The organism is Nostoc sp. 106C (assembly GCF_002154725.1).
Taxonomy (GTDB): domain Bacteria; phylum Cyanobacteriota; class Cyanobacteriia; order Cyanobacteriales; family Nostocaceae; genus Aulosira.
Genome location: NZ_MTAW01000238.1, coordinates 61,212 through 82,149 on the forward strand (window position 1 = coordinate 61,212; position 20,938 = coordinate 82,149).

19 protein-coding genes and 1 CRISPR repeat array are annotated in these 20,938 nt (G+C 40.9%); of the genes, 3 read left to right on the forward strand and 16 right to left on the reverse strand.

What is annotated here, in order from left to right:
* Nucleotides 1-1,006 precede the first annotated feature (1,006 nt).
* The 5 genes from gatB to BV375_RS35255 form a co-directional block, all read right to left on the reverse strand.
* Entirely contained in the window at nt 1,007-2,482 is a 1,476-nt protein-coding gene (gene gatB, locus BV375_RS35235) for an Asp-tRNA(Asn)/Glu-tRNA(Gln) amidotransferase subunit GatB (protein ID WP_086769251.1), read from the reverse strand.
* A gap of 114 nt (nt 2,483-2,596) precedes the next feature.
* Entirely contained in the window at nt 2,597-3,565 is a 969-nt protein-coding gene (locus tag BV375_RS35240; RefSeq protein ID WP_086769253.1) for a glutathione S-transferase family protein, read from the reverse strand.
* 125 nt (nt 3,566-3,690) lie between these two features.
* The gene (gene gatC, locus BV375_RS35245; RefSeq protein WP_086769255.1) at nt 3,691-3,981 is read right to left on the reverse strand and encodes an Asp-tRNA(Asn)/Glu-tRNA(Gln) amidotransferase subunit GatC; all 291 of its coding nucleotides are present in this window, start codon (nt 3,979-3,981) and stop codon (nt 3,691-3,693) included.
* Nucleotides 3,982-4,070: 89 nt separating this feature from the next.
* Complete coding sequence (locus BV375_RS35250; protein ID WP_086769257.1) at nt 4,071-4,592, reverse strand: photosystem I assembly protein Ycf3; 522 nt, start codon at nt 4,590-4,592, stop codon at nt 4,071-4,073.
* Nucleotides 4,593-4,816: 224 nt separating this feature from the next.
* Entirely contained in the window at nt 4,817-5,500 is a 684-nt protein-coding gene (locus BV375_RS35255) for an SOS response-associated peptidase (protein WP_086769259.1), read from the reverse strand.
* Nucleotides 5,501-5,704: 204 nt separating this feature from the next.
* On the opposite strand from BV375_RS35255, the gene BV375_RS35260 reads away from it, so the two are divergent.
* Nucleotides 5,705-6,325, forward strand: a complete 621-nt coding sequence (locus tag BV375_RS35260; protein WP_086769261.1) for a glutathione S-transferase family protein — start codon at nt 5,705-5,707, stop codon at nt 6,323-6,325.
* A gap of 79 nt (nt 6,326-6,404) precedes the next feature.
* Here BV375_RS35260 and BV375_RS35265 read toward each other — a convergent pair whose 3' ends face one another.
* The 4 genes from BV375_RS35265 to BV375_RS35280 all read right to left on the reverse strand — a co-directional run bounded on the left by BV375_RS35265 (nt 6,405) and on the right by BV375_RS35280 (nt 8,516).
* Nucleotides 6,405-6,632 (reverse strand): DUF167 domain-containing protein, encoded by a 228-nt coding sequence (locus BV375_RS35265; RefSeq protein WP_086769263.1) that lies wholly within the window; start codon nt 6,630-6,632, stop codon nt 6,405-6,407.
* Nucleotides 6,604-7,026 (reverse strand): DUF2809 domain-containing protein, encoded by a 423-nt coding sequence (locus tag BV375_RS35270; protein WP_086769265.1) that lies wholly within the window; start codon nt 7,024-7,026, stop codon nt 6,604-6,606. The genes BV375_RS35265 and BV375_RS35270 overlap by 29 nt, the downstream gene beginning before the upstream one ends.
* Nucleotides 7,027-7,205: 179 nt before the next feature.
* Nucleotides 7,206-7,757: a DUF2231 domain-containing protein gene (locus BV375_RS35275; RefSeq protein ID WP_086769266.1), complete on the reverse strand. Its 552-nt coding sequence runs from the start codon at nt 7,755-7,757 to the stop codon at nt 7,206-7,208.
* A 12-nt stretch (nt 7,758-7,769) separates the two neighbouring features.
* Nucleotides 7,770-8,516 (reverse strand): DUF2993 domain-containing protein, encoded by a 747-nt coding sequence (locus BV375_RS35280; RefSeq protein WP_086769268.1) that lies wholly within the window; start codon nt 8,514-8,516, stop codon nt 7,770-7,772.
* Nucleotides 8,517-8,774: 258 nt separating this feature from the next.
* Between BV375_RS35280 and BV375_RS35285 the strand changes: the two genes are divergently transcribed.
* Nucleotides 8,775-9,827: a hemerythrin domain-containing protein gene (locus tag BV375_RS35285; RefSeq protein WP_086769270.1), complete on the forward strand. Its 1,053-nt coding sequence runs from the start codon at nt 8,775-8,777 to the stop codon at nt 9,825-9,827.
* Between the two features lie 286 nt (nt 9,828-10,113).
* Here BV375_RS35285 and BV375_RS35290 read toward each other — a convergent pair whose 3' ends face one another.
* The 4 genes from BV375_RS35290 to BV375_RS35305 all read right to left on the reverse strand — a co-directional run bounded on the left by BV375_RS35290 (nt 10,114) and on the right by BV375_RS35305 (nt 16,690).
* The gene (locus tag BV375_RS35290) at nt 10,114-11,301 is read right to left on the reverse strand and encodes a M20 family metallopeptidase (protein WP_086769272.1); all 1,188 of its coding nucleotides are present in this window, start codon (nt 11,299-11,301) and stop codon (nt 10,114-10,116) included.
* Nucleotides 11,302-11,448: 147 nt separating this feature from the next.
* Nucleotides 11,449-11,976 (reverse strand): pentapeptide repeat-containing protein, encoded by a 528-nt coding sequence (locus tag BV375_RS35295; protein ID WP_086769274.1) that lies wholly within the window; start codon nt 11,974-11,976, stop codon nt 11,449-11,451.
* Between the two features lie 422 nt (nt 11,977-12,398).
* The gene (locus BV375_RS35300; protein ID WP_086769277.1) at nt 12,399-14,147 is read right to left on the reverse strand and encodes a serine/threonine-protein kinase; all 1,749 of its coding nucleotides are present in this window, start codon (nt 14,145-14,147) and stop codon (nt 12,399-12,401) included.
* 366 nt (nt 14,148-14,513) lie between these two features.
* Nucleotides 14,514-15,064: a CRISPR direct-repeat array (repeat unit 37 nt; unit sequence GTTCCAATTAATTAAAATCCCTATCAGGGATTGAAAC).
* A gap of 18 nt (nt 15,065-15,082) precedes the next feature.
* Nucleotides 15,083-16,690 (reverse strand): peptide ligase PGM1-related protein, encoded by a 1,608-nt coding sequence (locus BV375_RS35305; RefSeq protein ID WP_086769279.1) that lies wholly within the window; start codon nt 16,688-16,690, stop codon nt 15,083-15,085.
* 961 nt (nt 16,691-17,651) lie between these two features.
* On the opposite strand from BV375_RS35305, the gene BV375_RS35310 reads away from it, so the two are divergent.
* Nucleotides 17,652-17,909: a hypothetical protein gene (locus tag BV375_RS35310; RefSeq protein WP_086769280.1), complete on the forward strand. Its 258-nt coding sequence runs from the start codon at nt 17,652-17,654 to the stop codon at nt 17,907-17,909.
* Between the two features lie 197 nt (nt 17,910-18,106).
* Here the strand turns inward: BV375_RS35310 and BV375_RS35315 are convergent, their stop codons facing one another.
* The 3 genes from BV375_RS35315 to BV375_RS35325 all read right to left on the reverse strand — a co-directional run bounded on the left by BV375_RS35315 (nt 18,107) and on the right by BV375_RS35325 (nt 19,952).
* A complete protein-coding gene (locus tag BV375_RS35315) occupies nt 18,107-18,721 on the reverse strand; it encodes a CP12 domain-containing protein (protein ID WP_086769283.1) in 615 nt (204 codons plus the stop codon).
* 242 nt (nt 18,722-18,963) lie between these two features.
* Nucleotides 18,964-19,203, reverse strand: a complete 240-nt coding sequence (locus tag BV375_RS35320) for a DUF3122 domain-containing protein (RefSeq protein ID WP_243714148.1) — start codon at nt 19,201-19,203, stop codon at nt 18,964-18,966.
* Nucleotides 19,204-19,418: 215 nt separating this feature from the next.
* A complete protein-coding gene (locus BV375_RS35325; RefSeq protein ID WP_086769285.1) occupies nt 19,419-19,952 on the reverse strand; it encodes a universal stress protein in 534 nt (177 codons plus the stop codon).
* Nucleotides 19,953-20,938 lie beyond the last annotated feature (986 nt).

Genomic DNA, 20,938 nt, shown 5'->3' on the forward strand with positions numbered 1-20,938 from the left:
AATCAGAGCATAAAAATATTTTCCCTTCTGCTTTATCTTTCACTCAAAGCGCAGATAAAACGTGAAAAAGGAGAGCCACTTGGGCAGCTCTCCAGATCATCAGGGTGCATCTATATAGCATATTATAGCATCTCTTATGTGAGGGGCAATACCCCTTAGTTATAAATTTATAAAAAAATGATTAAGTTGGTTTTTAAGTTTAAACGAAAATAAAATAGAGAGCCACTTAGGAAACTCTCCAGATCATCAGTGTGCATCTATCTAGCAGATATTAACATTTTCTGCATGAGGCTCAATACCCATTATTAAACTTTCTTTTTGCAAAGTTATGATGAAGACTTATCGAAGTAAGTAGGTCGGCTTGAATATTTATCGTTGGAATGAGGCAGAAGGCAAAAGGTGAGCCAGCGCGGTCTTGGGGGTTTCCCCCATGAGCGACTGGCGAACCCGAAGGGCAGAAGGGAAGAGGGTTTAAGCCTATTTTGTTTTTCTTAACATAGTTTTTTTCCACACCATTCTACTTATCACAAAAAAAAGAGAGAGCTACTTGGGCAGCTCTCCAGGTCATCAGGGTGCATCTATATAACATAACTATAACACTTTTGCCATGATGGTCAATACCCCCTAATGGATTTTTTTAGGTAAATTTTTCACAAATTTTTCATCTTGATTTGGCAAAGAAAAAGAAGAGGCTCTTAGAGCGCTCTCCAGAGCATTATGGTGCATCTAAATAGCAGAGTATCGCATTTTTGGATTGAGGGGTATAACCCATCTTCACAATTTCTTTTTGTAACAATTTTGTGAAGCAGCTGCCAGAAATATATTGGTGGTTTTTCAATCAACAAAAGACGCAGGGATACAGAAACGCAAAGACGCGGAGAATAAAATTTTCCCCGCGTCCCCATCTCAGGCTAAACCTATTAATACAGGCGATTTCATTTGGGTGAATTACAGATCCTAGGTCTCAAAACCGCGCATAAAGCCTGTTGTATCGCTTAGTGAAAAGTTAAGAATTCAGTTTCTTCTCCACCAATTCATTAGTCAGCTTAGGATCGGCACGTTTTTCAGTCTTTTTCAAAACCTGCCCAACAAAGAAGCCTTTAAGATTAGTGTTACCATTACGATACTTTTCTAGTTCTTTGGGATTGGCGGCGATCACTTCATCTACGATTGGTTCTAACACCGCAGGATCGCTAATGAGTTCTTGTCCTGCAAAAGCTTTCTCAGGAGACACACCTGCAAGCAAGTCTGGTAACTTTTGCTTGGCTTGGGCGTTGCTGATTTTGCCTTGTTCAATCCGAACGATCACATCGGCTAAATTTTTGGGAGTCAAACCGATTTCGCTAATGCTGAGTTTTTGCTTATTGAGATAAGCTGCAATATCTTGAGTAATCCAGTTAGCGGCTGCTTTAGGATTTGCACCCGCCGCGATCGCATTTTCAAAATAGTCAGCAGATGGCCGATCTTCTGTTAAAACTCGCGTATCGTAAGCAGAAAGCCCCAATTCAGTTTCGTAACGATGGCGTTTTTGCGCGGGTAATTCTGGAAGTTCGCTGCGCCAAGCCTCTAATTGTTCTCTTGAAACTTCAATTGGTGCTAAATCTGGTTCGGGGAAATAGCGGTAATCGCTAGAACCTTCTTTTGTCCGCATACTAATTGTACGTTGCGAACCTTCTTCCCACAGGCGAGTTTCTTGAATAATGCGATCGCCTGCAACTGTTGCTGCAATTTGCCGTTCAATCTCGTATTCAATCGCCCGTTGGATGGCGTTGAATGAGTTCATATTTTTAATTTCTACTTTCGTGCCAAACTCTTTTTGTCCCACTGGACGAATCGAGATGTTGACATCGCAACGTAAAGATCCCTCTTGCATGTTGCCGTCGCTGACGCCAAGATACCGTAAAATTCGGCGTAGTTCTTGAGCGTATTCAGCAGCTTCTTGTCCAGAACGCAGATCTGGTTCCGAAACAATTTCTACTAATGGCACACCTGCGCGATTGTAATCTACCAGAGAATAGGTAGAACCGGAAAGACGCTCGCTACCCGCGTGTACTAATTTGCCTGCATCTTCTTCCATGTGCAAACGGGTGATCCCAATGCGTTTGCGAATCGGATTACCGTCAGCATCTACTAACTCAATTTCTAACCAACCATGTTCCGCTATTGGCAGGTCATATTGCGAAATTTGGTAATTTTTCGGTAAATCGGGATAGAAATACTGTTTACGGTCAAATTTGCTGTATTTAGCGATTTGACAATTTAGTGCTAAACCAGCTTTGACAGCATATTCTAGTACTTTTTGGTTGAGAACTGGTAAGACTCCAGGTAAACCCATACAAACTGGGTCGATGTTAGTATTGGGGTCTCCACCAAATGCCGTCGAGCTGGTAGAAAAAATCTTGGTATTAGTACTCAGCTGACAATGGGTTTCTAGACCAATAATCGCTTCGTACTCAGTTTTTACGGTTGTAGCAGAAGTCATAAAATCAAAAATCAGGCATAATCCTTATTTAGGGTACTATTGTAGCTGCCTTATCAGTGGCGCTAAATTCGGAAATAGTGGTGATTGCTGAGTTTGGTAGATAGGGATTGCCGATTAGATAGGTAGGCGATCGCGATTATGAGGCGCATCAAAATCAATTAACGGCCCTTTCGGTACAATCCTTGTGGGGTTAACCTTGTTATGACTCCGGTAATAATGCCGTTTGATATGGTCTAAATTACAAGTTTCCTTCACTCCCGGCACTTGGTAGAGTTCTTTGAGATAATTCCACAGATTAGGATACTCAACAATGCGGCGAATGTTGCATTTGAAATGCACATAATAAACTGGATCGAAGCGAAACAAGGTAGTAAACATACACCAGTCTGCCTCTGTTATTTTATTACCGCAGAGATAGCGTTGTTTGTCTAATACTTGTTCCCAATAATCGAGATTATCAAATAATTCTGTTACTGCCTCATCATAAGCTGACTGACTAGTAGCAAACCCCGCCCGATATACGCCATTATTAATTGGTTGGTAAATCTTATCAATTGTCTCGTCAATTACTTTTTGTAACTCTTGCGGATAGAAGTTAACATTTGTTTTCGCGAAAGCATCGAATTCTGTATCAAACATCCGAATGATTTCGCGAGATTCATTATTAACAATTGTCTTTTCCTGAATATCCCATAAAACTGGCACTGTCACCCGCCCGCTGTAGTTAGGGTCAGCTTTGAGATAAAGTTGCCAAAGATATTGAGTACCGTTAACTGTATCAGGAATAGCTCCCGGTTCATCGGTAAATTCCCAACTATTTTGATCTATTACCGCACCAACAACCGATAAACCAATTACATCTGTAAGCCCTTTTAACTGGTGAAGAATTGCAGTACGACAAGCCCAAGGACAAGCCCAAGAAATATATAAGTGATAACGCCCTGGTTCAGCTTTAAATCCACTAGAGCCATCGGCAGTAATTTTATTGCGAAAAGTGGTTGAGGGACGGATAAATTTTCCTTGGGAATCTTCTTGTTCCCGTTCCGATATCCACTTCCCATCCTTGAGGATTCCCAAACCCATAATTACCTCCTTGGTCATTGGTCATTTGTCATTGGTCAAGAGTCGAGGATCAGTGGTCATTTGTCATTGGTTAAGGTTCATTACTCTGGACTATTGACTATTGACTATTGACTATTGACTATTAACTATTCAGCATTGAGAATTTTTGGTACTTTGAAAAATTCTCCTTCCTGTTCAGGCGCACCCTTGAGGATGGCTTCTCTGTCAGGATAGGGATGTAGTTCATCTTCTCGCGTTACATTGCTGACATCTATTGCTCTTGCTGTTGGCAGAACATCACTGACATCCAGTTCATTTAACTGCTCGATATAATCAAGAATACTTCCTAGTTGGGTAGTGAATTGCGCTTCTTCTTCTGGTGTTAACTCTAAACGAGCGAGAAGGGCTACTTTATGGACTAGCTCACGATCAATCATTGTTTATTATATTTGGTCGTCATTGTTCATTGGTCATTGGTCATTGGTCATTGTTTTTGAACAAAAGACAAATGACCAAGGACTATTGACTAAAAGAATACGTCAATTTGCACTCTTCCAGTTGTTTTCAACCAGTTTTGGGCTTCAATATAGTTATTGGGAGCCATACGAATCGCTCTAACCCAATAATCGGCTGCTTGATCAAACAGTGCTTCACCACCATCATGATCGCCAGTTTCTTTGAGCTTTTCGCCTTGGTAGTGATAAATCACGGCGATGTTGTTTAAGGCTTGGGGTAAACGCGGGTTTAACTCAATTGCCTGGTGGTACAGTTCTAAGGCCTTCTCATGGTCGCCATTGCTGGCATAGATTAGCCCCATATTGTAGAGGATATAGCCGCGATCGTTAGCATCTTCCTCTAATGTGAGGGCTTCTTCATAGTATTCTAAAGCTTCAGCATATTCGCCGTCTGCTTGGGCCGACATGCCATCTCGGTAATAAACAAACGCTTCTTTAGCTTTTTTATTGGTTGGCAATATCTTCAGGATGATATCCGCCATCACTGTAAAGGATTTGTCAATAAAGTTATCGTTTTTCTGTGTTCTTGGCATATTTGCCTCTGTGAGATTGCAGCTATTGGCTCAAAAGATGCCCAAAGGGAGTTTGTTTAGCCGTTGTTGAGACGCGATTAATATTGTCTCTACGTCGTGTGGGCATAGGCGGAACTTCCCTATTTTCCCTCTTTTAGTAAAACGGATGAAAGGGGAGAGCGGCAAATTCTATGTACCTAGTAATTTTGCGATCGCTATACTTAATACCTAATTTTACTGATTTATCAGGGATTATTTTCGCTGATTGGCATGATGCACTCTGGAGTATTATGCTGAGGTTTATTTACCAAAGTGCTAACTGGGTAGCTAGTCATTGCTTCGGCTGGATAGGGACGTAATAGCTGGTGTAGTGCTTCAGATTTTTGCTCTTGGGGGTCTAACCACAGATTGTAATCATTGGGAGCCAGAATTACTGGCATACGATCGTGGATTGGTTGCAGTAAATCGTTGGCTGCTGTTGTCAAAATTGTACAAGAGGTAATTTCCTCTCCTGAAGGAGATTGCCATTTCTCCCACAAACCAGCAAAAGCGAATGGTTGCCCATTTTGAAAACGAAAGTAAAAGGGTTGTTTTTTGTGCTGTTGTCGTTGCCATTCATAAAAGCCATCAGCCAATACTAAACAGCGTCGGTGCTTAAAAGCCGAACGGAAAGATGGTTTTTCCTCAACGGTTTCGGCCCTAGCATTGATGAGTTTTGCTCCTATTCCTGGGTCTTTCGCCCATGAGGGGATTAACCCCCAACGTAATTGCCGAAATTCACGCTTGTGGCTTTCTGATGTGTGTAACACTGTCGCTACCATTTGCGTAGGTGCAATGTTATATTGCCCTGCCAAGTCGGGAACTGCTTCTACATCAAAAGCTTGAGCTAACGCTGCTGCTGTCTGGTTTAAAGTGAATCTTCCACACATATTTTTATTTTCAACCACAGATTAAAATGAAACATCTAAAATTATGATAATTAATTAATACTTTTTTTATTTCTTCAGATAATTCTAATTCCAACTGACATACTGAATATAAATCAGAAAATATCCGGTTTTTTGAAAATCATTTGGTAAGATATTGTATTTTGAACCCTACATTCGGAACATATTCCCTATTATATTTTTGGTATGGAAATATTACGGCTGTACGATTTTTTACCCTCAGGTAATGGCTATAAGATACGTCTTCTATTGACACAAATTGGTATGCCATTTGAGAGAATAGAAGTCAATATCATCAAAGGCGAGACTCGAACACCGGAATTTTTAAGTAAAAATCCTAACGGTAAGATTCCCCTTTTGGAGATTGAACCGGGGAGATACTTAGCAGAATCAAATGCCATATTGGTATATTTAAGTGAAGGCACAGAATTTCTACCTTATGACAGATTTCTGCGAGCACAGGTGTTGCAATGGCTATTTTTTGAACAATACAGCCATCAACCTTTTATCGCCACATCAAGGTTTTTGCTTTCTATTTTAGGTAAGCCTGAAGAATATCGAGAAGCCATAAAACAAAGACGTGAACCAGGTTATGCTGCATTAAGAGTGATGGAAAAGCACTTAAGTTCTCATACCTTTTTTGTAGGAGAACGCTATACTATTGCTGATATCGCTTTGTTTGCTTACACTCATGTAGCTGATGAAGGTGGATTTGATTTGACCCAATTTCCGGCTATTCAAACTTGGATAAAACGGGTTAAATCTCAGTCGGGATATATAAGCCTTCAACAAGATCTCAAAGTATGATTTTATTAACAGTTATCAGTTAATAGTTATTAGCCTTACCCTAATAGCTGTTAACTGACCACTGTCTACTGATTTAATACTAAATATCAGTTTCAATTTCTACTAATTTTTGTCGAGAAGTCGCACCTAATTTAATTTTGATATGAGATTTGGGTACATTAAATTTTTCAGCTAGTAGTTTAATTAACTCTTCATTTCCTTTTCCATCTACTGGCGGAGATTTTAAATGCACATTCAAACTACCGTCGCTTTGTTCTTCAATCTTTTGCTGTTTTGAATTAGGTTTCACTTTGACTTTTTTTTGCATTGCCTATTCCTTGTAATTGCCTGAGCCATAACCAACCTAAAGCACAACCCAATAGATAATGTGGAAAATCCCACCAAGCAAAGGTAGTACCAAGTAACCATTTACCTATCAATGTAGCGCGAATCTCTTCCAAGAGTGTTGGATGCCAAAGCTGCAAAAATTCGAGTATGCAGGTAATGATAAAAACCCAAATAGGTATTTGTTTGACTGCTGTCCGACTTCGGGTAAACCAAAATGCAAACAGGCACCAAAATACTTCGTAAAATACAGCTGCTACGTAGTTGTTAAACCACTGATGAGCAGGTCCAGTATAGTACTTAAAGAAAAAGCCCATCGCTACTACGATGAGCATAGACAATACAATAAATTTTGACTGCTGACGATTTTGACGCATTTTCTCAGGGCTAGAAACTAAGAAAGATTTTAGCCTTTACATAGCTGATTTCTCAGTCCCTTTCGAGGCCATCCTCAAATGCGAGATCTCAAAAGTCTAGCAGTCGTCACAGCAATTTTGAAGGTTTAGAGCCAATGCTCAAGCTCTTTATCAAGTCCTAAAGTAGTTACTACTTATAGTTAAGGATATCTTTTACTACCAGCACCTACTACGCCGATTTTGTGGCGATAAGAGAGTTCAGCACCGAACCACCCAGAAACGCTAGTTAATGTACCTACAATCAAGGAGATTAACAGTCCCCAAGGTAAGATGCGCGACTCGACATTACCTAAACGAAGGAGGAAGTTGACGAGTGTTAAGACGAGGATGGAAACGTTAAGAATCAAATGTGCCCAGCCTGCTTGGCGCTTGCGGACTCGTTCAATTTTCAAAAAGTCGCTGATACCGGTTAAAGCTGCGATGCTACCTCCCGCTAAGCCCAGTCCGATCAACCATAACGAAGCCCTAGCCCAGAAGAAATCTTTTGTTAACCAATAGCCAAAGTCGCTTCCCAAAGCGGCTGCTAAAAAGGCTATAGGAAAAATCACAGTTAAGGGGTGTAAGGGATGCCCAGCGATCGCTACTGTACTGGGTACACCGCTATCATGATATTCTCTATCATCACTTTCAATAATTGGTGGAATATTTGGGAAAGGTGTTGAAGTTTTTTCTGTAGTTTCTGTAGTTTCCATTATTTTATTACCCTAATTTTCAGCGGAAGGAATTTGCTCAACGTGAGCTTGGGCTTGGAGTATGAGTTTGCCTGGTTCTACCTTTAAACTGTTAACTTGTAAGGCCATTCCCTCCAAGTCAAAGTTGCTCAAGTTCAAAAGTTCACTGGTTTGATCTACCAAAGCTTTTGTGATTTCTGGCGATATTTCCTCCCCTTTTCCATACTCGACATTTTCCAAAGAAACAGTTTTTCCATTCGCGCTGGCGCGGGGTACTGCCTCAAAAGCAACTTGGTGAGTTTCGCCAGTTTCTACTAAAAGTATGTTGGCATTTACTGCAACCTTTCCTTCACCAGGTAGGTGAAAATCCACATTTTGGGGATTAATTGTTGTCGTTTGTCCATTGACCTGTATTTTCTGATTTTGGAGTTGAGAACGAACATAATCAGAGTTAAAGGCGCGGTTAATATCTGCTTCAGTTAAAACGACTCGCGCACTTCCTACAGTAGGTTTTGTAAGTTCAATTTTGCCAAAAGCAACACTGAGAGGATTAATGGCGACGCTTTGGATTTGCATGTCCATTTCCTCGACACGGAGGTCTTTTTGCATCACTAAACCTTCGCCCTCAATTGAAACTGTATCTATCTGTCCCTGAACCAATTTGAGCGGATCGGTTTTAATATCGACATCTAAATTTTCTACTTCATCTAATTGGCTAGATAACCCTACTTCTGCGGCTTTATTTAGTGCTTGCTCTCCTAGTCCAGGACTTTCCGCCATGCTGAGTTAATCTCCTATTTGACTATCTTTGAGTCAATCTAGAAAATCTGCAACAGAAATTTATCTATCTGACGATGGAGTAAAGATTAAGTAGTTGTCTATCTAAAAGTAGAAGTATTAATTTATGAGTAATTTTTTTTGTTTTTCTACCTAGAGTAACCAAGGTAATCACTCAAAAGAAAGAGGGAAGGATTCTCAGCAATCGGCAAACTTGATATTAGTGACAAATACGAATTCTTTTTTGAGGAGAACTGAATAATGGTAGCTAGTTTAGATGATACTAAACGTAATGCAATTGCCGTTAAATTGGCATCTCTAAAAGCCTTACAACAGTTGGTTCTGGAAAATGAACAACAACTTTTGCAGCAAGGTCTTGATTCCGAAATTTCTGACCGCATCCGGGATTTCATCAAAGACGATCAAAAAAACCTAGGTGTTTTGGAAACTGTAATCGGTCAGTATGGTATCCAAGCTGAACCCAAACAAACAGTTCAAGAATTTATTGACAAAGCTCGGAAATTGTTTCAAGGTTCCGAACTTAGCTTGTATGAGAAAGTGTCTCAGCATGAATTGCTAAAGCATCAAATAGTCATGAGTGGCTTGATCGTTCACAAGGCTGCTCAAAAAGTTGGTGCTGACGTTTTGCTGGCGATCGGACCTTTGAATACCATTAACTTTGAAAACCGCGCTCACCAAGAGCAACTCAAAGGTATTCTAGAAATTTTGGGTGTTCGCGAACTGACTGGACAAGAAGCCGATCAGGGTATATGGGCACGAGTTCAAGATGCTATGGCCGCAGTCAGTGGTGTTGTAGGTAGTGCAGTCACCCAAAGCAGTGACAAAAAGGATCTGAATATCCAAGATGTCATTCGTTTAGATCACAACAAGGTAAATACTCTATTCACCGAACTGTTGCAAAGCAACGATCCCCAAAAGATTCAAGAGTACTTCGGTCAAATTTACAAGGATTTAACAGCCCACGCTGAAGCAGAAGAAGAAGTTGTTTACCCAAGAGTACGGGCTTTCTACGGTGAGGGCGATACCCAAGAACTCTACGACGAACAAGCCGAAATGAAGCAGGTGTTAGAGCAAATTAAGGCTATTAGCCCCTCTTCAAATGAATTCAAAGATAGAGTCAGACAGTTGATGGAAGCAGTTGGCGACCATATCCGTCAAGAAGAAAGCACAATGTTTGCGGCTATTCGCAACAACTTAAGCAGCGAACAAACAGAACAATGGGCTACTGAATTTAAAGCTGCTAAGAAGAAAATTCAAGAAAGACTGGGTGTTGTCAGCGAAGCTAATGCCTAGAATGTCTTCAGGCTTTCTCTAAAGGCTAGTAAAGGTTAGTTAGAATTGGAAACTCCCAACACTTAGGTGTTGGGAGTTTTTATTTACAAATTTTTGTAAACTTCATCATCATTACCCTTCCCAACCCATATTCATCAAGCTCAATCCATATCTCAAATCTCTGATTTGAATCCATCATTGGTGATTAATGATACCTACACCATAGCCTCAATTCCTAGTTGCACAAGTCAAAAGTTGCTTCAACTGCGGTAATCAAGTTGAAGCAAAACATGAACCCGCAATTTTATTAGATTTGAGGAGACAGCCAATACTTATACGCAGCATAGGCCATAGTTACAACCCCAGTGATAATGGCAGTTTCATCAACTTCAAATTCGGGGTGGTGTAATGGGTGATTAATAATTCTATCTTTGTAGCCTACGCCCAAGCGAAACATAGAACCAGGAGCGTGTTCTAAATAAACAGAAAAATCTTCAGCACCAAGGGAGGGTTCTAGTAATACTTGGACGCGATCGCTATTCCAAGCTTCTTCTGCTGCTGATTGCAATAATTGTGTCAAAGCATAATCATTTTGCACGCTGGGTACACCCTGGTGATAATTGACTTGATAATGCGCACCATAGCAATGGCAGACACTAGCGACAATTTTTTCAATCCAGTTGGGAAGACTAGCACGGGTTTCGGGATGAAGCGATCGCACTGTTCCTAATAACCGCACTTTATCGGCAATGACATTTGGTGCTCGCCCACCATTAATTTGCCCAATGGTTAATACTACTGGACGTAGAGGATTTTGTGTCCGGCTTATTGCTTGTTGTAAAGCAGTAATTACTTGCGAAGCAATCCAAATTGCATCGATTGCCTCATGAGGACGTGCTCCATGTCCAGATTCGCCAATAATCAAAATCTCTAAATCATCAGCCGCTGCTGTCAATGCGCCATAACGCACGCCAATAGAACCTGCGGGTATGGAAGGAAAAACATGTATACCTAATATAGCCGAGACATTTTTCATCGCCCCGTCTTTCACCATCCAGCTGGCTCCTTGAGCAATTTCCTCTGCTGGCTGAAATAAAAACCGGACTTTACCGCCTAACTCTTCTGCCATTTGGGATAGTACCATTGCTGTTCCTAACCCTACTGTGGTGTGGACATCATGACCGCAAGCGTGCATCACACTTGCGGCGCGAGAAGCGTATTCCAAGCTAGTGCGTTCTTGAATTGGCAAAGCATCCATATCGGTGCGAATTGCCAATAAACGCTCATCATTACCAGTACCTTGCAATTCACCAATGACGCCGGTTTTGCCAACACCTTCCTGTACATGTATACCGCTAGAAGACAACACACCTGCAACAAAGGCAGCTGTTTGGTATTCCTGACCACTGAGTTCTGGGTGTGCGTGGATGTGGCGGCGAATTTCTATGAGACGAGGTGCTAGCTTTGTGGCTAAGTCTTTAATCTGGTTCAGCATGAATCGATTGCAGTTTACAGCTTTGTTCCCATGATAAAGAAGCGTTAAGAAATCGCTAACTGCTGCACTCTTCCAGAAAGCTTTTGATGAAGAAGGGAGCTAAGTAAATTCCCGTGAACTTGCTGCTCCCCCTGTGAACATTTGTTACTATTTCTTTTTACTAGCTTGTGCGTCTGTGCCTTCTTGTAAAGACCAGCCATAGGGTTTGTCAGAAGTGACGACACCATTAGCCAGTGTTGTTAGTCGGAAATTTGCTGCCCGGAAATTAGTGAACAGCATTGTAGCACCTTTGAGGTTAGCCGCTTCTAGATTGGCGCTAATAAAACCAGCGTACGAAAGATTAGCATTGTCTAAAGATGCTGATTTCAAATTTGCACCAGTTAAGGACGCACCAGTAAGATTTGCAGAACTTAGAACCGCAGTTTCCAGATCTGCTCCAGTGAGATCGGCATTTGTGAGATTAGCTTGAGAGAAATTGGTTCCCTTTAAGTTAGCTCCGCGTAAGTTTGCGCCAGTGAGATTCACTTGCGTCAGGTCAGCACCACTTATATCGCATCGAGGACAGCTAGATGTTGTTTTTAATTGCTCTAAGTCTTGCTGATTCACAGCTAAGGCTTGTCCTGCAAGCCCAAAACAAGCTAACAAGGTAAGGGTAGCGGCAATCTTGAGTTTCATATTTTTTAAGGATATTCACAAAGATGACATGTAATAGCAGCCCCCGTTGAACACCTATAATACCTACACCAAGCCTAGTCTCTCGGTATCTAACCAAAGGTTAACCTGTGGCTAACACCACAAGCAAGGCGCAGTGCTTGGATTACAGCCAATTCAACGTTTATGGACAAGGTATAACAACTATACTTATTGTCATACTTAACATATCCGAATTTTTCAGCAAATGGCAGGTAATGAAGTGACAATGAAGAAGTTATAAAATTCTTATAAATTATGGTGATAATACTACCCAATATCAAATTTAGGGATTAGAATCGTGTCGTAACGAACTATACTGAACCTTTTATAGACTACCATATATTTGATCCCCCTAGCTCAATGATAAAGCGTAGCTAGGGGGATCTTAAATTTTGGGCATTTGATTAACGCCATCCTAGTAAGCGCAACCCAGGCACGATTAAGTAATAACTCACGCCTAACCAAAAGCTCATTAAGATGCCTTCTAAAGCAAAAAAAACAATGGGTATTAATAATTCATACCATTGGGGAGGGCTAGAAAATTGGAAGACAGTTGGGAGAATGTCTAAGCGAATTGCACCAGCAAACAAAAATGCAGTGCCCAAAGAAGCAATCACAGCATAGACTATGCGATGGCTGCGCAGTCCCAAACTCAAGGTGAGCAGGAAAACTGTAAACACAACCGAGATGACTAACCCTTCATTGCTGTTTCTAGGTATAGTTAATTGCAAAACTAACCAACCTAAGCCATAGCTAATAGTACCCATCAGCGATGCTACTAAAAATCGTCTGCGTTGGGCAAAACCTCCCGCTACCGTCAGTCCCCATGCTGTTCCTAAGCCTGCGGCGGCAAATATTAGAACTTCTGCTATCAATACAGTTTGGTTATCGGGAAATAAGCCAGGTAGCTGACGAAAGATCAGTTGAGCAACGCGATCGCCTAAAATTGTCCGATACGCTAAAAAGAAACCAATAACTGTACCAAGGACAGCACCAGTCCCAGTCAGTATCATTGCCCAAATTGTGATCAGACAGGCAAGTAAGAATTTGGCGATCGCCTTTAAGATCCACAGCGTAGTTTTACCTATAGCCTTAGTAAAATTCCCTAGGGCTTGTTCTACAGCTTGCATTAGCAGTGTTAATCTGGCTGATGCTTGGCGCAAAGTATTTTGAATTAAAAAAGATAATCCGTTGGATGAGTTGACTTGAGAGATTTTCGCCAACCGCCTTTGGATGATATTGGCATTTACCGGACGCGATCGCACATCCTCCTGCACCATTTCATCTAATAAATCTGCAAACCTGGGATTCACATTTACTCGATTGCGCCATTGCAACATTCCAGTTTGCGGATCTTCCAAGTCTGGCGGATATTTACCTGTGAGTAATTCAATCATCGTTCTACCAAGGGCATAAAAATCTGCGCTTGGACCCACATGACCACCACTAACTTGTTCTGGTGGACTGTAACCAGAAGAAAATAACCGCGTGGAACTCGATTGCGATCGCACTTTGGCGTCGCTAAATTGTTTTGCTCCCCCAAAATCAATCAATACTAGCTGATTTCCAGCCGATACTTGCCAAATCAGCGGTAGACTTGACGAGGAGTTACGTAACATTAAATTAGAAGGTTTGATATCCCTGTGAAGAATCTGGCGTTTGTGCAATTCCTGTAAAATCTGTACAGCCTGGGTAAACCAGTTGAACACCATCTCCTCTGGACAGCCTTGAGGATAGTTTTTGAGTATTTCCTCTAAAGTCTGCCCGTTAATTTTTTCCATCACCAAACAAGGCAGTTGGAGTGGTTTGGGATTAGATAAATTTAGTAAAAAATAGCCATCGGCATCTACTCTCGGAACCCCAGGATGGCGCAAACTACTTAAAACGGAAGCCTCTTGTTTAAATAAATCCAGTGCCTTGAGCGAATTCTCTACCAAAATCTTCAACACTTTTTCTGTTTGAGTTTTTTCATCCCAAACTGTGTAAATTTGAGCAAATCCTCCCGATCCTAAGGGCTGGATTGGCACATAGCGGTCTAATAACTGTAACGGTGCGCCACAGCTATTACAAAATTTGTTTCCCCAAGGTTGAGGATAGGGACGTTGACAATCAGGATTTATGCAGTGAACCGCACTCTGAGTGATGTGGGACACAACCGCTAAAATACAAAGGCTGACTTGATTTTAGCGTTTCTTGAGATTTCTGGAATTTATTGATTTCATCGGTGATAAACTGCCAATCGTTACCACAGTGTTTTTCCCTTGAGTCTGGCGTCAACCTGTAGGTGTTTGAAAACAAACAAAAAATTTTGCGTCCCAAAAGCTTACTCTTGCTGGTTTTGAACCCTTTTTGCAAAGTTTGAGGTTGACGCAAACTCCATAACCCTTTCTACACAAGCTTTTGAGCTTGTTCTACGCATGACACTCTTGACAACTCAATGCCGCAAAAGCTACTTTAATTGGAGGTTGACGAAACTGTACCTTGAAAACCTAATATATCAATGCTTTCAGCTGCGGGCGGTTCCAATTAATTAAAATCCCTATCAGGGATTGAAACAATCAGTAGCACTCAAACACTTCTTAAGGCGCAACCAATGAGTTCCAATTAATTAAAATCCCTATCAGGGATTGAAACTCAGCGGCAACGGGATTACCCGCAAGCGCTTCATGTTCCAATTAATTAAAATCCCTATCAGGGATTGAAACATCCGCTTTTACTTTGGGGGATATTCCAAGTCACCGGGAAAGTTCCAATTAATTAAAATCCCTATCAGGGATTGAAACTTATTAGCAGCGGGGATGAAACTTCGTAAACACCGCAGTTCCAATTAATTAAAATCCCTATCAGGGATTGAAACGTAATACCACCCATCGTCCCAACAAATGATGGTGGTTCCAATTAATTAAAATCCCTATCAGGGATTGAAACCTTGTTCATATAAAAATGAAGGAGATTTTCGCAGGTTCCAATTAATTAAAATCCCTATCAGGGATTGAAACGCCGACTAAACTCACAATGGGTAAGAACTGCTATGTTCCAATTAATTAAAATCCCTATCAGGGATTGAAATATTAGAATTGCTATAGTACTACTGGTTATGCCCATCCCAAATCATCGGGAAATCATAATCTGAAAATGCAGGAAAATCTTGAGAATTACTGCGGCTTTCTTCATCCAGCACTTTGACAACCTTGTTATACATATCTTCCGCCTGTTGTAGAGAATCACCAATGCTAGTTAATCCCAACTTGCCAAATTGAGAAAGACAACCCATGAGATGAAACACCGTACCTGTTTCAGTGCAGCTATCAAAGTGCAATCTGTGGTGGGCAATAATATCCATTAAATCGTTGGGTAATAATCCCTGATAACGGTCTTTTTGTAAGTTGTCGGTGGCGATGTAGTATTTAGGACGCCCTTGTTGACTGTAAAATAACCCCGTAGATAGGTCATAGCGACCGTTCGTTAATAATTTCAGGGTCATGAAAGGATGAGTAGTGCCACCTTTGCGCAGATTAATTTCGATCGCCTGAATATCCCACGGTCCATTTTCCTGTTCAACGGCGATAAAATCAACGCCAAATCGCTCTAAAGCTCCTTTTTCGGCTAGTTTTCTGCCAACCTGCAAGCCTAATTGCTGTAATTCCAACCTATATTTTTCGTCTGCGGGAAAACGACAACCCAGGTAAATCTGACCATCTGGCCCTCCTAAGATTTGGTCATGAGTGGAAAGAATTTCGATTTCGCCAGTAGGTGTAATCCGTCCTTGGACGCTAGGCGATCGCTTTATTTCTCCCTCTACAAAAGCCTCAACAATCGCTCCTAATTCTGAGATGCGTCCAGAAAAATTTTCCCACTTTTCTTGGGAAGATTGAAAGCGCATAGTTGCAAAGCGATCGCTAATTGCTGCTACCCGTTCAGCAATAGAAGCTTGCCCTGGTGCTACATTCATAATTGATCTTAAATCTAGCAGTGCATTTCCCTCTCCCGAAATGCCTTCGTTAAGTTTTACTACTATCCGTTGCAATGTCGGCTGGCGTTCCCATAAATCACTAGCAGCTTGTGCCAAATCCTGCTGATTCCAAACCCTCTCGCTACCATCTGGATGCGGTACACCGCTTTCTGCAAATATCTGCCGACTACCACTTTTTGATCCCCAAATCTGCAAATCTGGTGCGGCTGCGTATAGCGGTACATCCAATTTTAAAGACAATTCTGCTTCCAAATCGGTGGAATTATAACACACCATGAATGCTTTTTCTTGTCTCAAGGCCTGGCGAATTCGTTCTAGCAAACGCGGACGTTCTAAAATCTTTTGACTGAGTGGTTTAAGAGAAGAATCGTAAGTAGAAAGTAATAGTAAACGATTGCGGGCGTGGGAAAAAGGAATTCCTGGTAAGAGTTGGAGATAGTAATCAATAATACTAGGATGCATAGGCATTGATGTTACATAAATTAGCCTAGTACGAGGGTTCCGTAAGCGCATCAAAGAAAATAATAATCGTTCTTCATAATGTTCACAGCCTTCTATTTTTTGGAGTTCGCGCTGGTCAATACTCAAAGAAGGAATAATTAAAATATCCGCCTCACTGTTGTCAAACAGCTCGATAGTTTTCCAGCGATCGCGTAAAGTTAATTGCAGACTGCGAAAATTATCAACCCGACGATCTAACTCTGAGATATTCACTTTACCCATAATTTCTGCCCTGTCTTGATTGCAAGACTGTATTATTACTATGGTACATCCTTTATCTTCTGCTTTCTGGCTTAAAAATACACACAGAAACAAGGAAAGACGGTAGTACGGTTAAATATCAGAAGTTGATTTCGACCCACTCCTAATAAAACACGACCAAATCTCTAATTCGGTCGTGTTTTATGCTCTCTGGTTGCGATCCACAAATAGCAGTTCCTCTTTTACAGGACTTACGCAAGGACTACGATTTTACGTCATTAAGAGCGTTCGCTGAAAGCGTTCCCGCAGGGTAGCGAAGTAATCGCAAAGGCTTAGTTTTTCGTCACGAGTGCGTAAGTCCTCTTTTAGTAGCTATGTTTAAGACTTCGCCTACCTAACTACAAATCAGCACTATAGAAAACTATATTTTGAATTTACATCTTAAGATTGAGCGAATTATAATTTTTTTACATCTAAAGAATGATAAATCTTAAGTTGAGAACAGCTAATTTAAAAACAGATGAGCAGGATAAATCCTTCATCACAAGAGAGTTGTTTACTTGTTGCCCGTGGTCTAATTAAGAGCGTGTGTCGAGTGTGGGGAGAATACTATCAGCTTAGTGCATTTACCAGCCATGAGTAAGCTTGGCGAATATATAAGGTAGAATAGCCTAAACTTACAAATGCCAAGTAAAGGACAAAGCAAAAAATAACCCTTGGATTGATTTTTTCGCTCCAAGGGTTACTTTTATTAGCAGATGGGAAGGATTCATGTTTCTTGTTAAGAATTAAAAATATGCAAATTAAATTTGCATTAGCTCAGTATTACATCGATAAGTTCAGATTTTATCAAAGCCGAAAAGAAGGGGAATTAAAAATTTTTAATTTGCTTCCTCTACGTCCGCCATTAGAGGGATGATTTATCCTCAAGATATTGATAATCTACTCATACAAAAACACGTAATAAATAGTAAGTAGATATATGGCATCCACAACACCATTGCAAGGCACAGAGTTAGTAGATTGTGCTAGAGCAAATGCCAAACAAGGAATTGAAACTGCTGCTTACCAATGCGGTTATGGTAGCGATCTCAATAGATTTGCCAAAGAATTAAGGCACGCTTGTGAAGGAATGAATTTACAAGTTAAAGAACTCACTGAACTAATTACCGACCAGGATTTGATCCTAGAAATAGGAACTGGTGAAGTCGTTGCGCCTGATACAGCTTCCGAACTGTAAAGAAATTTTTGAATTCCTAAAAAGTAAAATTAGTGGTGGGTGCGACGACCCACCCTCAAGCGATCGCTTCAATCAAGATTCAGGAATCTCAGAAGCTAATCAGAAGCTGAATGGTATTCAACAAACATCAAGTCTAACTAAAAAATTGTATATATTAAACTTTTACCCGTCAGCTTTTCACCGCTAATTCAGCAGTTCTAAAAATCATACATTCTGGCTTCTAAGGCTTCTGGATATTCATTGCAATAATCATCAAAAGCGGTTTTAACAATTTTTTCAGCTCGTTGGTGTGCTATGTCTGCTTGTAGTTCTTCAACAACATCCCACGCAGCAGCACATTCTTGTGAACGAACGCCTGTCTGAGCACAGATGAACCGAGCCTTCTTAATTTCATCCTGTAATTCTTGTTCTAGTAGAATTGTTCGCGGTTGTTCGAGAAAGTGACTGTGAGCCAGAAGATCGGTAAGTGAGATAATACCCAGCAGTTCGCCCTGGATCACTGGCGCTCTATGGAGATGATGATCGGCAAATAACCGTGCTACGTATTCCAAACCGAGATCGGGATTGATAGTGATACAAGGCTTGGTCATTACTTCGTAGACACGCATCGTTTGGGGATCTTTTCCATAAGCAATTACCTTATAAGCAATGTCACTCTCGCTAATAATGCCGTAAGCATCTTGTTCATGGCGACGCTCCACAATTAGCGCTCGCCAGTCTCTTGACCTCAAGAGCCTAACAGCTTCAGCCACTGTTGCTGAACTACGAATTGTGGCCACATCTTTAGTCATAATATCTGCTGCTTTCAACATAATTAATCTCCAAAAAATCTTTAATGATGCTGCAAACTCGATTGCACATCTGTGTTTGTAAAAGACTATTTATAAGTTGAGAATGTCATCTAAACCTTGTCCAAATTGAGAACTGGAGTTTTTCAAAAGGTATCAAGGAAGAGCATAGGATTTAGGAGCAAAACCCGATCGCCAGAAAACTATGAGTTTCAAAGTAGACGCGGGTTATGACTGGGATTGCTTTACAGTTAATAGAGAACAGGCTAATTGCTAACTACTCTTTGCCATTCCTGCACTACAGATTGAGGAACTGAGATTTTAATAAAATGCTGCCCAGGCAAAGGGATACTAACTAGTAATGGTTCTACTGGTACTGCTTCTAATCGATTAATAGCCGCGATCGCGGTTTTAGAGGCGCTGATTTCTAAACCCAGGAATATGAACATTGTCAATATTCCTAGCAATAGCAGCCACCAAAATGTTTGTAGGAAGCGACGCAACATCAGGTGTTCCTCCTCTGCTTTAGAATCAAGATTCAAGAATCAAGAGTGATTAGTTATTTTTTCGCCATTCCCCCTGATTCTGCTTGTCTTCTCGATCCCTGTTCTCTATTTTCAACATAGATTTCCTAGGGCGATCGCGCCATAAGGCTCGTCATCAAAATCATCACCCCATGCCCTATTTTCAAGCTACACTTTGCTATGCAGGTATAAATTTTTCATTGGTTAACACTAGCAGGTTCTTGAACAACTTCTTCAGCTTGGGGAACCCTACTTGAAAGATAAACAACATGAACTGAGCAAGGAGCATGGTGAAGGACGTAGTTACTCACGCTACCAAGAAATAATTCCTTTAGCCCTGAGCGACCCCGACGCCCCATTACAATTAGATCAGCGCCCCAATTAGCCGCTAATTGAGAGATCAGCCTACCAGGACTGCCAACTTGTTGGGTAAATTCTGCATTAATTCCGGATGTGTTTGCTTGGGCACACAAAGATTGCAATAGCTGGATACCTTCATTTTTAAAGTTATCCCATTGCTTTTGGTAGTGCTCGAAGCTTTGACTACCCACACCTGGATAATAGTCAAAATTGGATAGTAGGGGTGCGTAAGGACTACCATCTTCTTCCGCAGATAAGACATGCAGTAGCATTAAATTAGCGCCTGTTACCTTTGCTAAAGCCAAGGCTTGCTCAAAAACCTGTTTCCCCATTGGCGAGCGATCTATCGCAACTAAAATTTTAGTAAACATATATACCTCTACTTTTTGTGAATCAATGGTTATTGAGGTTTCTAGCTTCTAGTTCACAAGTATTTTTGGTAACTTATAGAGACAGTTCTTTTAATCTTCACCCTGAGTGCTTTAGTAAGCGCTCTTTGTTCATCTAGTTTTGTATACAGTTACGTTATAGAGCAAAAATTTGAGGAACTTGTGAGGATTGCAAAATATAACGCTCCCATAGCAATCCGATTTGATTCTTGCAAAAATCTAAGTATATCCAGTATGTGTAGAGGAGCTAGCGCTGTGCGAGGTTCCCCCATTGAGGCGACTGGCGTTGTATTATGGCGTAGCCTAACGCACAAAAACTTTTGATTAGTACGTTACTGGCATGGATTTATAGCGGTTCTCGTTTGGATGCAATACACAATAGGGCACAGTATTGTTTCCTACGAATAGTCTGTATTCTATGCAATTGAGAATAGCTATATAAGGTCGTATTTTTTCTCGCACTACGTGTATCAGAAAAATAATACCAAATCAAATAATGTTTGCGACACATCAATAATATTCTAGAGGTCACGGCAGTGCCCATACGTGTCAACTTAACGTGAAACCCTTGTTATAAGGTGATTTTGTATTCACTCACCTACCATTACGAGCCTCGTCACCCCACCCCAGTTTTGTCTAAAGCCAAAACTTCCCCTCCCCGCCTGCGGGGAGGGGATTAAGGGGTGGGGTAAAACGTATGTGGTATAAGCGTTTGAGCTTAAGTTGACACCAATGGGCATCAGTAAGATAATTTGATATACCAAAAGATTGTGAGTGCCGTGCCCCTACTCATCTGTCGCTTTTTTCAAAATGGTATTACTTACACTTATTCGACTTTATTTTCCGATAGACCAAATTGTGTGTTGTTCAAATCTTTCAAAATCATGTGTTTTTGAGCATCAAAACTAATTACACCTAGTTGTTTCAATTTGCTCATAAATCTTGTAATTGTGACTCTATTAACTGTG

Bases quoted from the DNA above. Each gene is read 5' to 3' on its own strand.
- BV375_RS35295 (WP_086769274.1), bottom strand. From the start codon at position 11,976: ATGAAACTCAAGATTGCCGCTACCCTTACCTTGTTAGCTTGTTTTGGG.
- BV375_RS35315 (WP_086769283.1), bottom strand. From the start codon at position 18,721: ATGTTGAAAGCAGCAGATATTATGACTAAAGATGTGGCCACAATTCGT.
- gatC (WP_086769255.1), bottom strand. From the start codon at position 3,981: ATGATTGATCGTGAGCTAGTCCATAAAGTAGCCCTTCTCGCTCGTTTA.
- BV375_RS35280 (WP_086769268.1), bottom strand. From the start codon at position 8,516: ATGGCGGAAAGTCCTGGACTAGGAGAGCAAGCACTAAATAAAGCCGCA.
- BV375_RS35320 (WP_243714148.1), bottom strand. From the start codon at position 19,203: ATGTTGCGTCGCTTCCTACAAACATTTTGGTGGCTGCTATTGCTAGGA.
- BV375_RS35255 (WP_086769259.1), bottom strand. From the start codon at position 5,500: ATGTGTGGAAGATTCACTTTAAACCAGACAGCAGCAGCGTTAGCTCAA.
- BV375_RS35240 (WP_086769253.1), bottom strand. From the start codon at position 3,565: ATGGGTTTGGGAATCCTCAAGGATGGGAAGTGGATATCGGAACGGGAA.
- BV375_RS35290 (WP_086769272.1), bottom strand. From the start codon at position 11,301: ATGCTGAACCAGATTAAAGACTTAGCCACAAAGCTAGCACCTCGTCTC.
- BV375_RS35270 (WP_086769265.1), bottom strand. From the start codon at position 7,026: ATGCGTCAAAATCGTCAGCAGTCAAAATTTATTGTATTGTCTATGCTC.
- BV375_RS35285 (WP_086769270.1), top strand. From the start codon at position 8,775: ATGGTAGCTAGTTTAGATGATACTAAACGTAATGCAATTGCCGTTAAA.
- BV375_RS35265 (WP_086769263.1), bottom strand. From the start codon at position 6,632: ATGCAAAAAAAAGTCAAAGTGAAACCTAATTCAAAACAGCAAAAGATT.
- BV375_RS35250 (WP_086769257.1), bottom strand. From the start codon at position 4,592: ATGCCAAGAACACAGAAAAACGATAACTTTATTGACAAATCCTTTACA.
- gatB (WP_086769251.1), bottom strand. From the start codon at position 2,482: ATGACTTCTGCTACAACCGTAAAAACTGAGTACGAAGCGATTATTGGT.
- BV375_RS35305 (WP_086769279.1), bottom strand. From the start codon at position 16,690: ATGGGTAAAGTGAATATCTCAGAGTTAGATCGTCGGGTTGATAATTTT.
- BV375_RS35260 (WP_086769261.1), top strand. From the start codon at position 5,705: ATGGAAATATTACGGCTGTACGATTTTTTACCCTCAGGTAATGGCTAT.
- BV375_RS35275 (WP_086769266.1), bottom strand. From the start codon at position 7,757: ATGGAAACTACAGAAACTACAGAAAAAACTTCAACACCTTTCCCAAAT.
- BV375_RS35325 (WP_086769285.1), bottom strand. From the start codon at position 19,952: ATGTTTACTAAAATTTTAGTTGCGATAGATCGCTCGCCAATGGGGAAA.
- BV375_RS35310 (WP_086769280.1), top strand. From the start codon at position 17,652: ATGGCATCCACAACACCATTGCAAGGCACAGAGTTAGTAGATTGTGCT.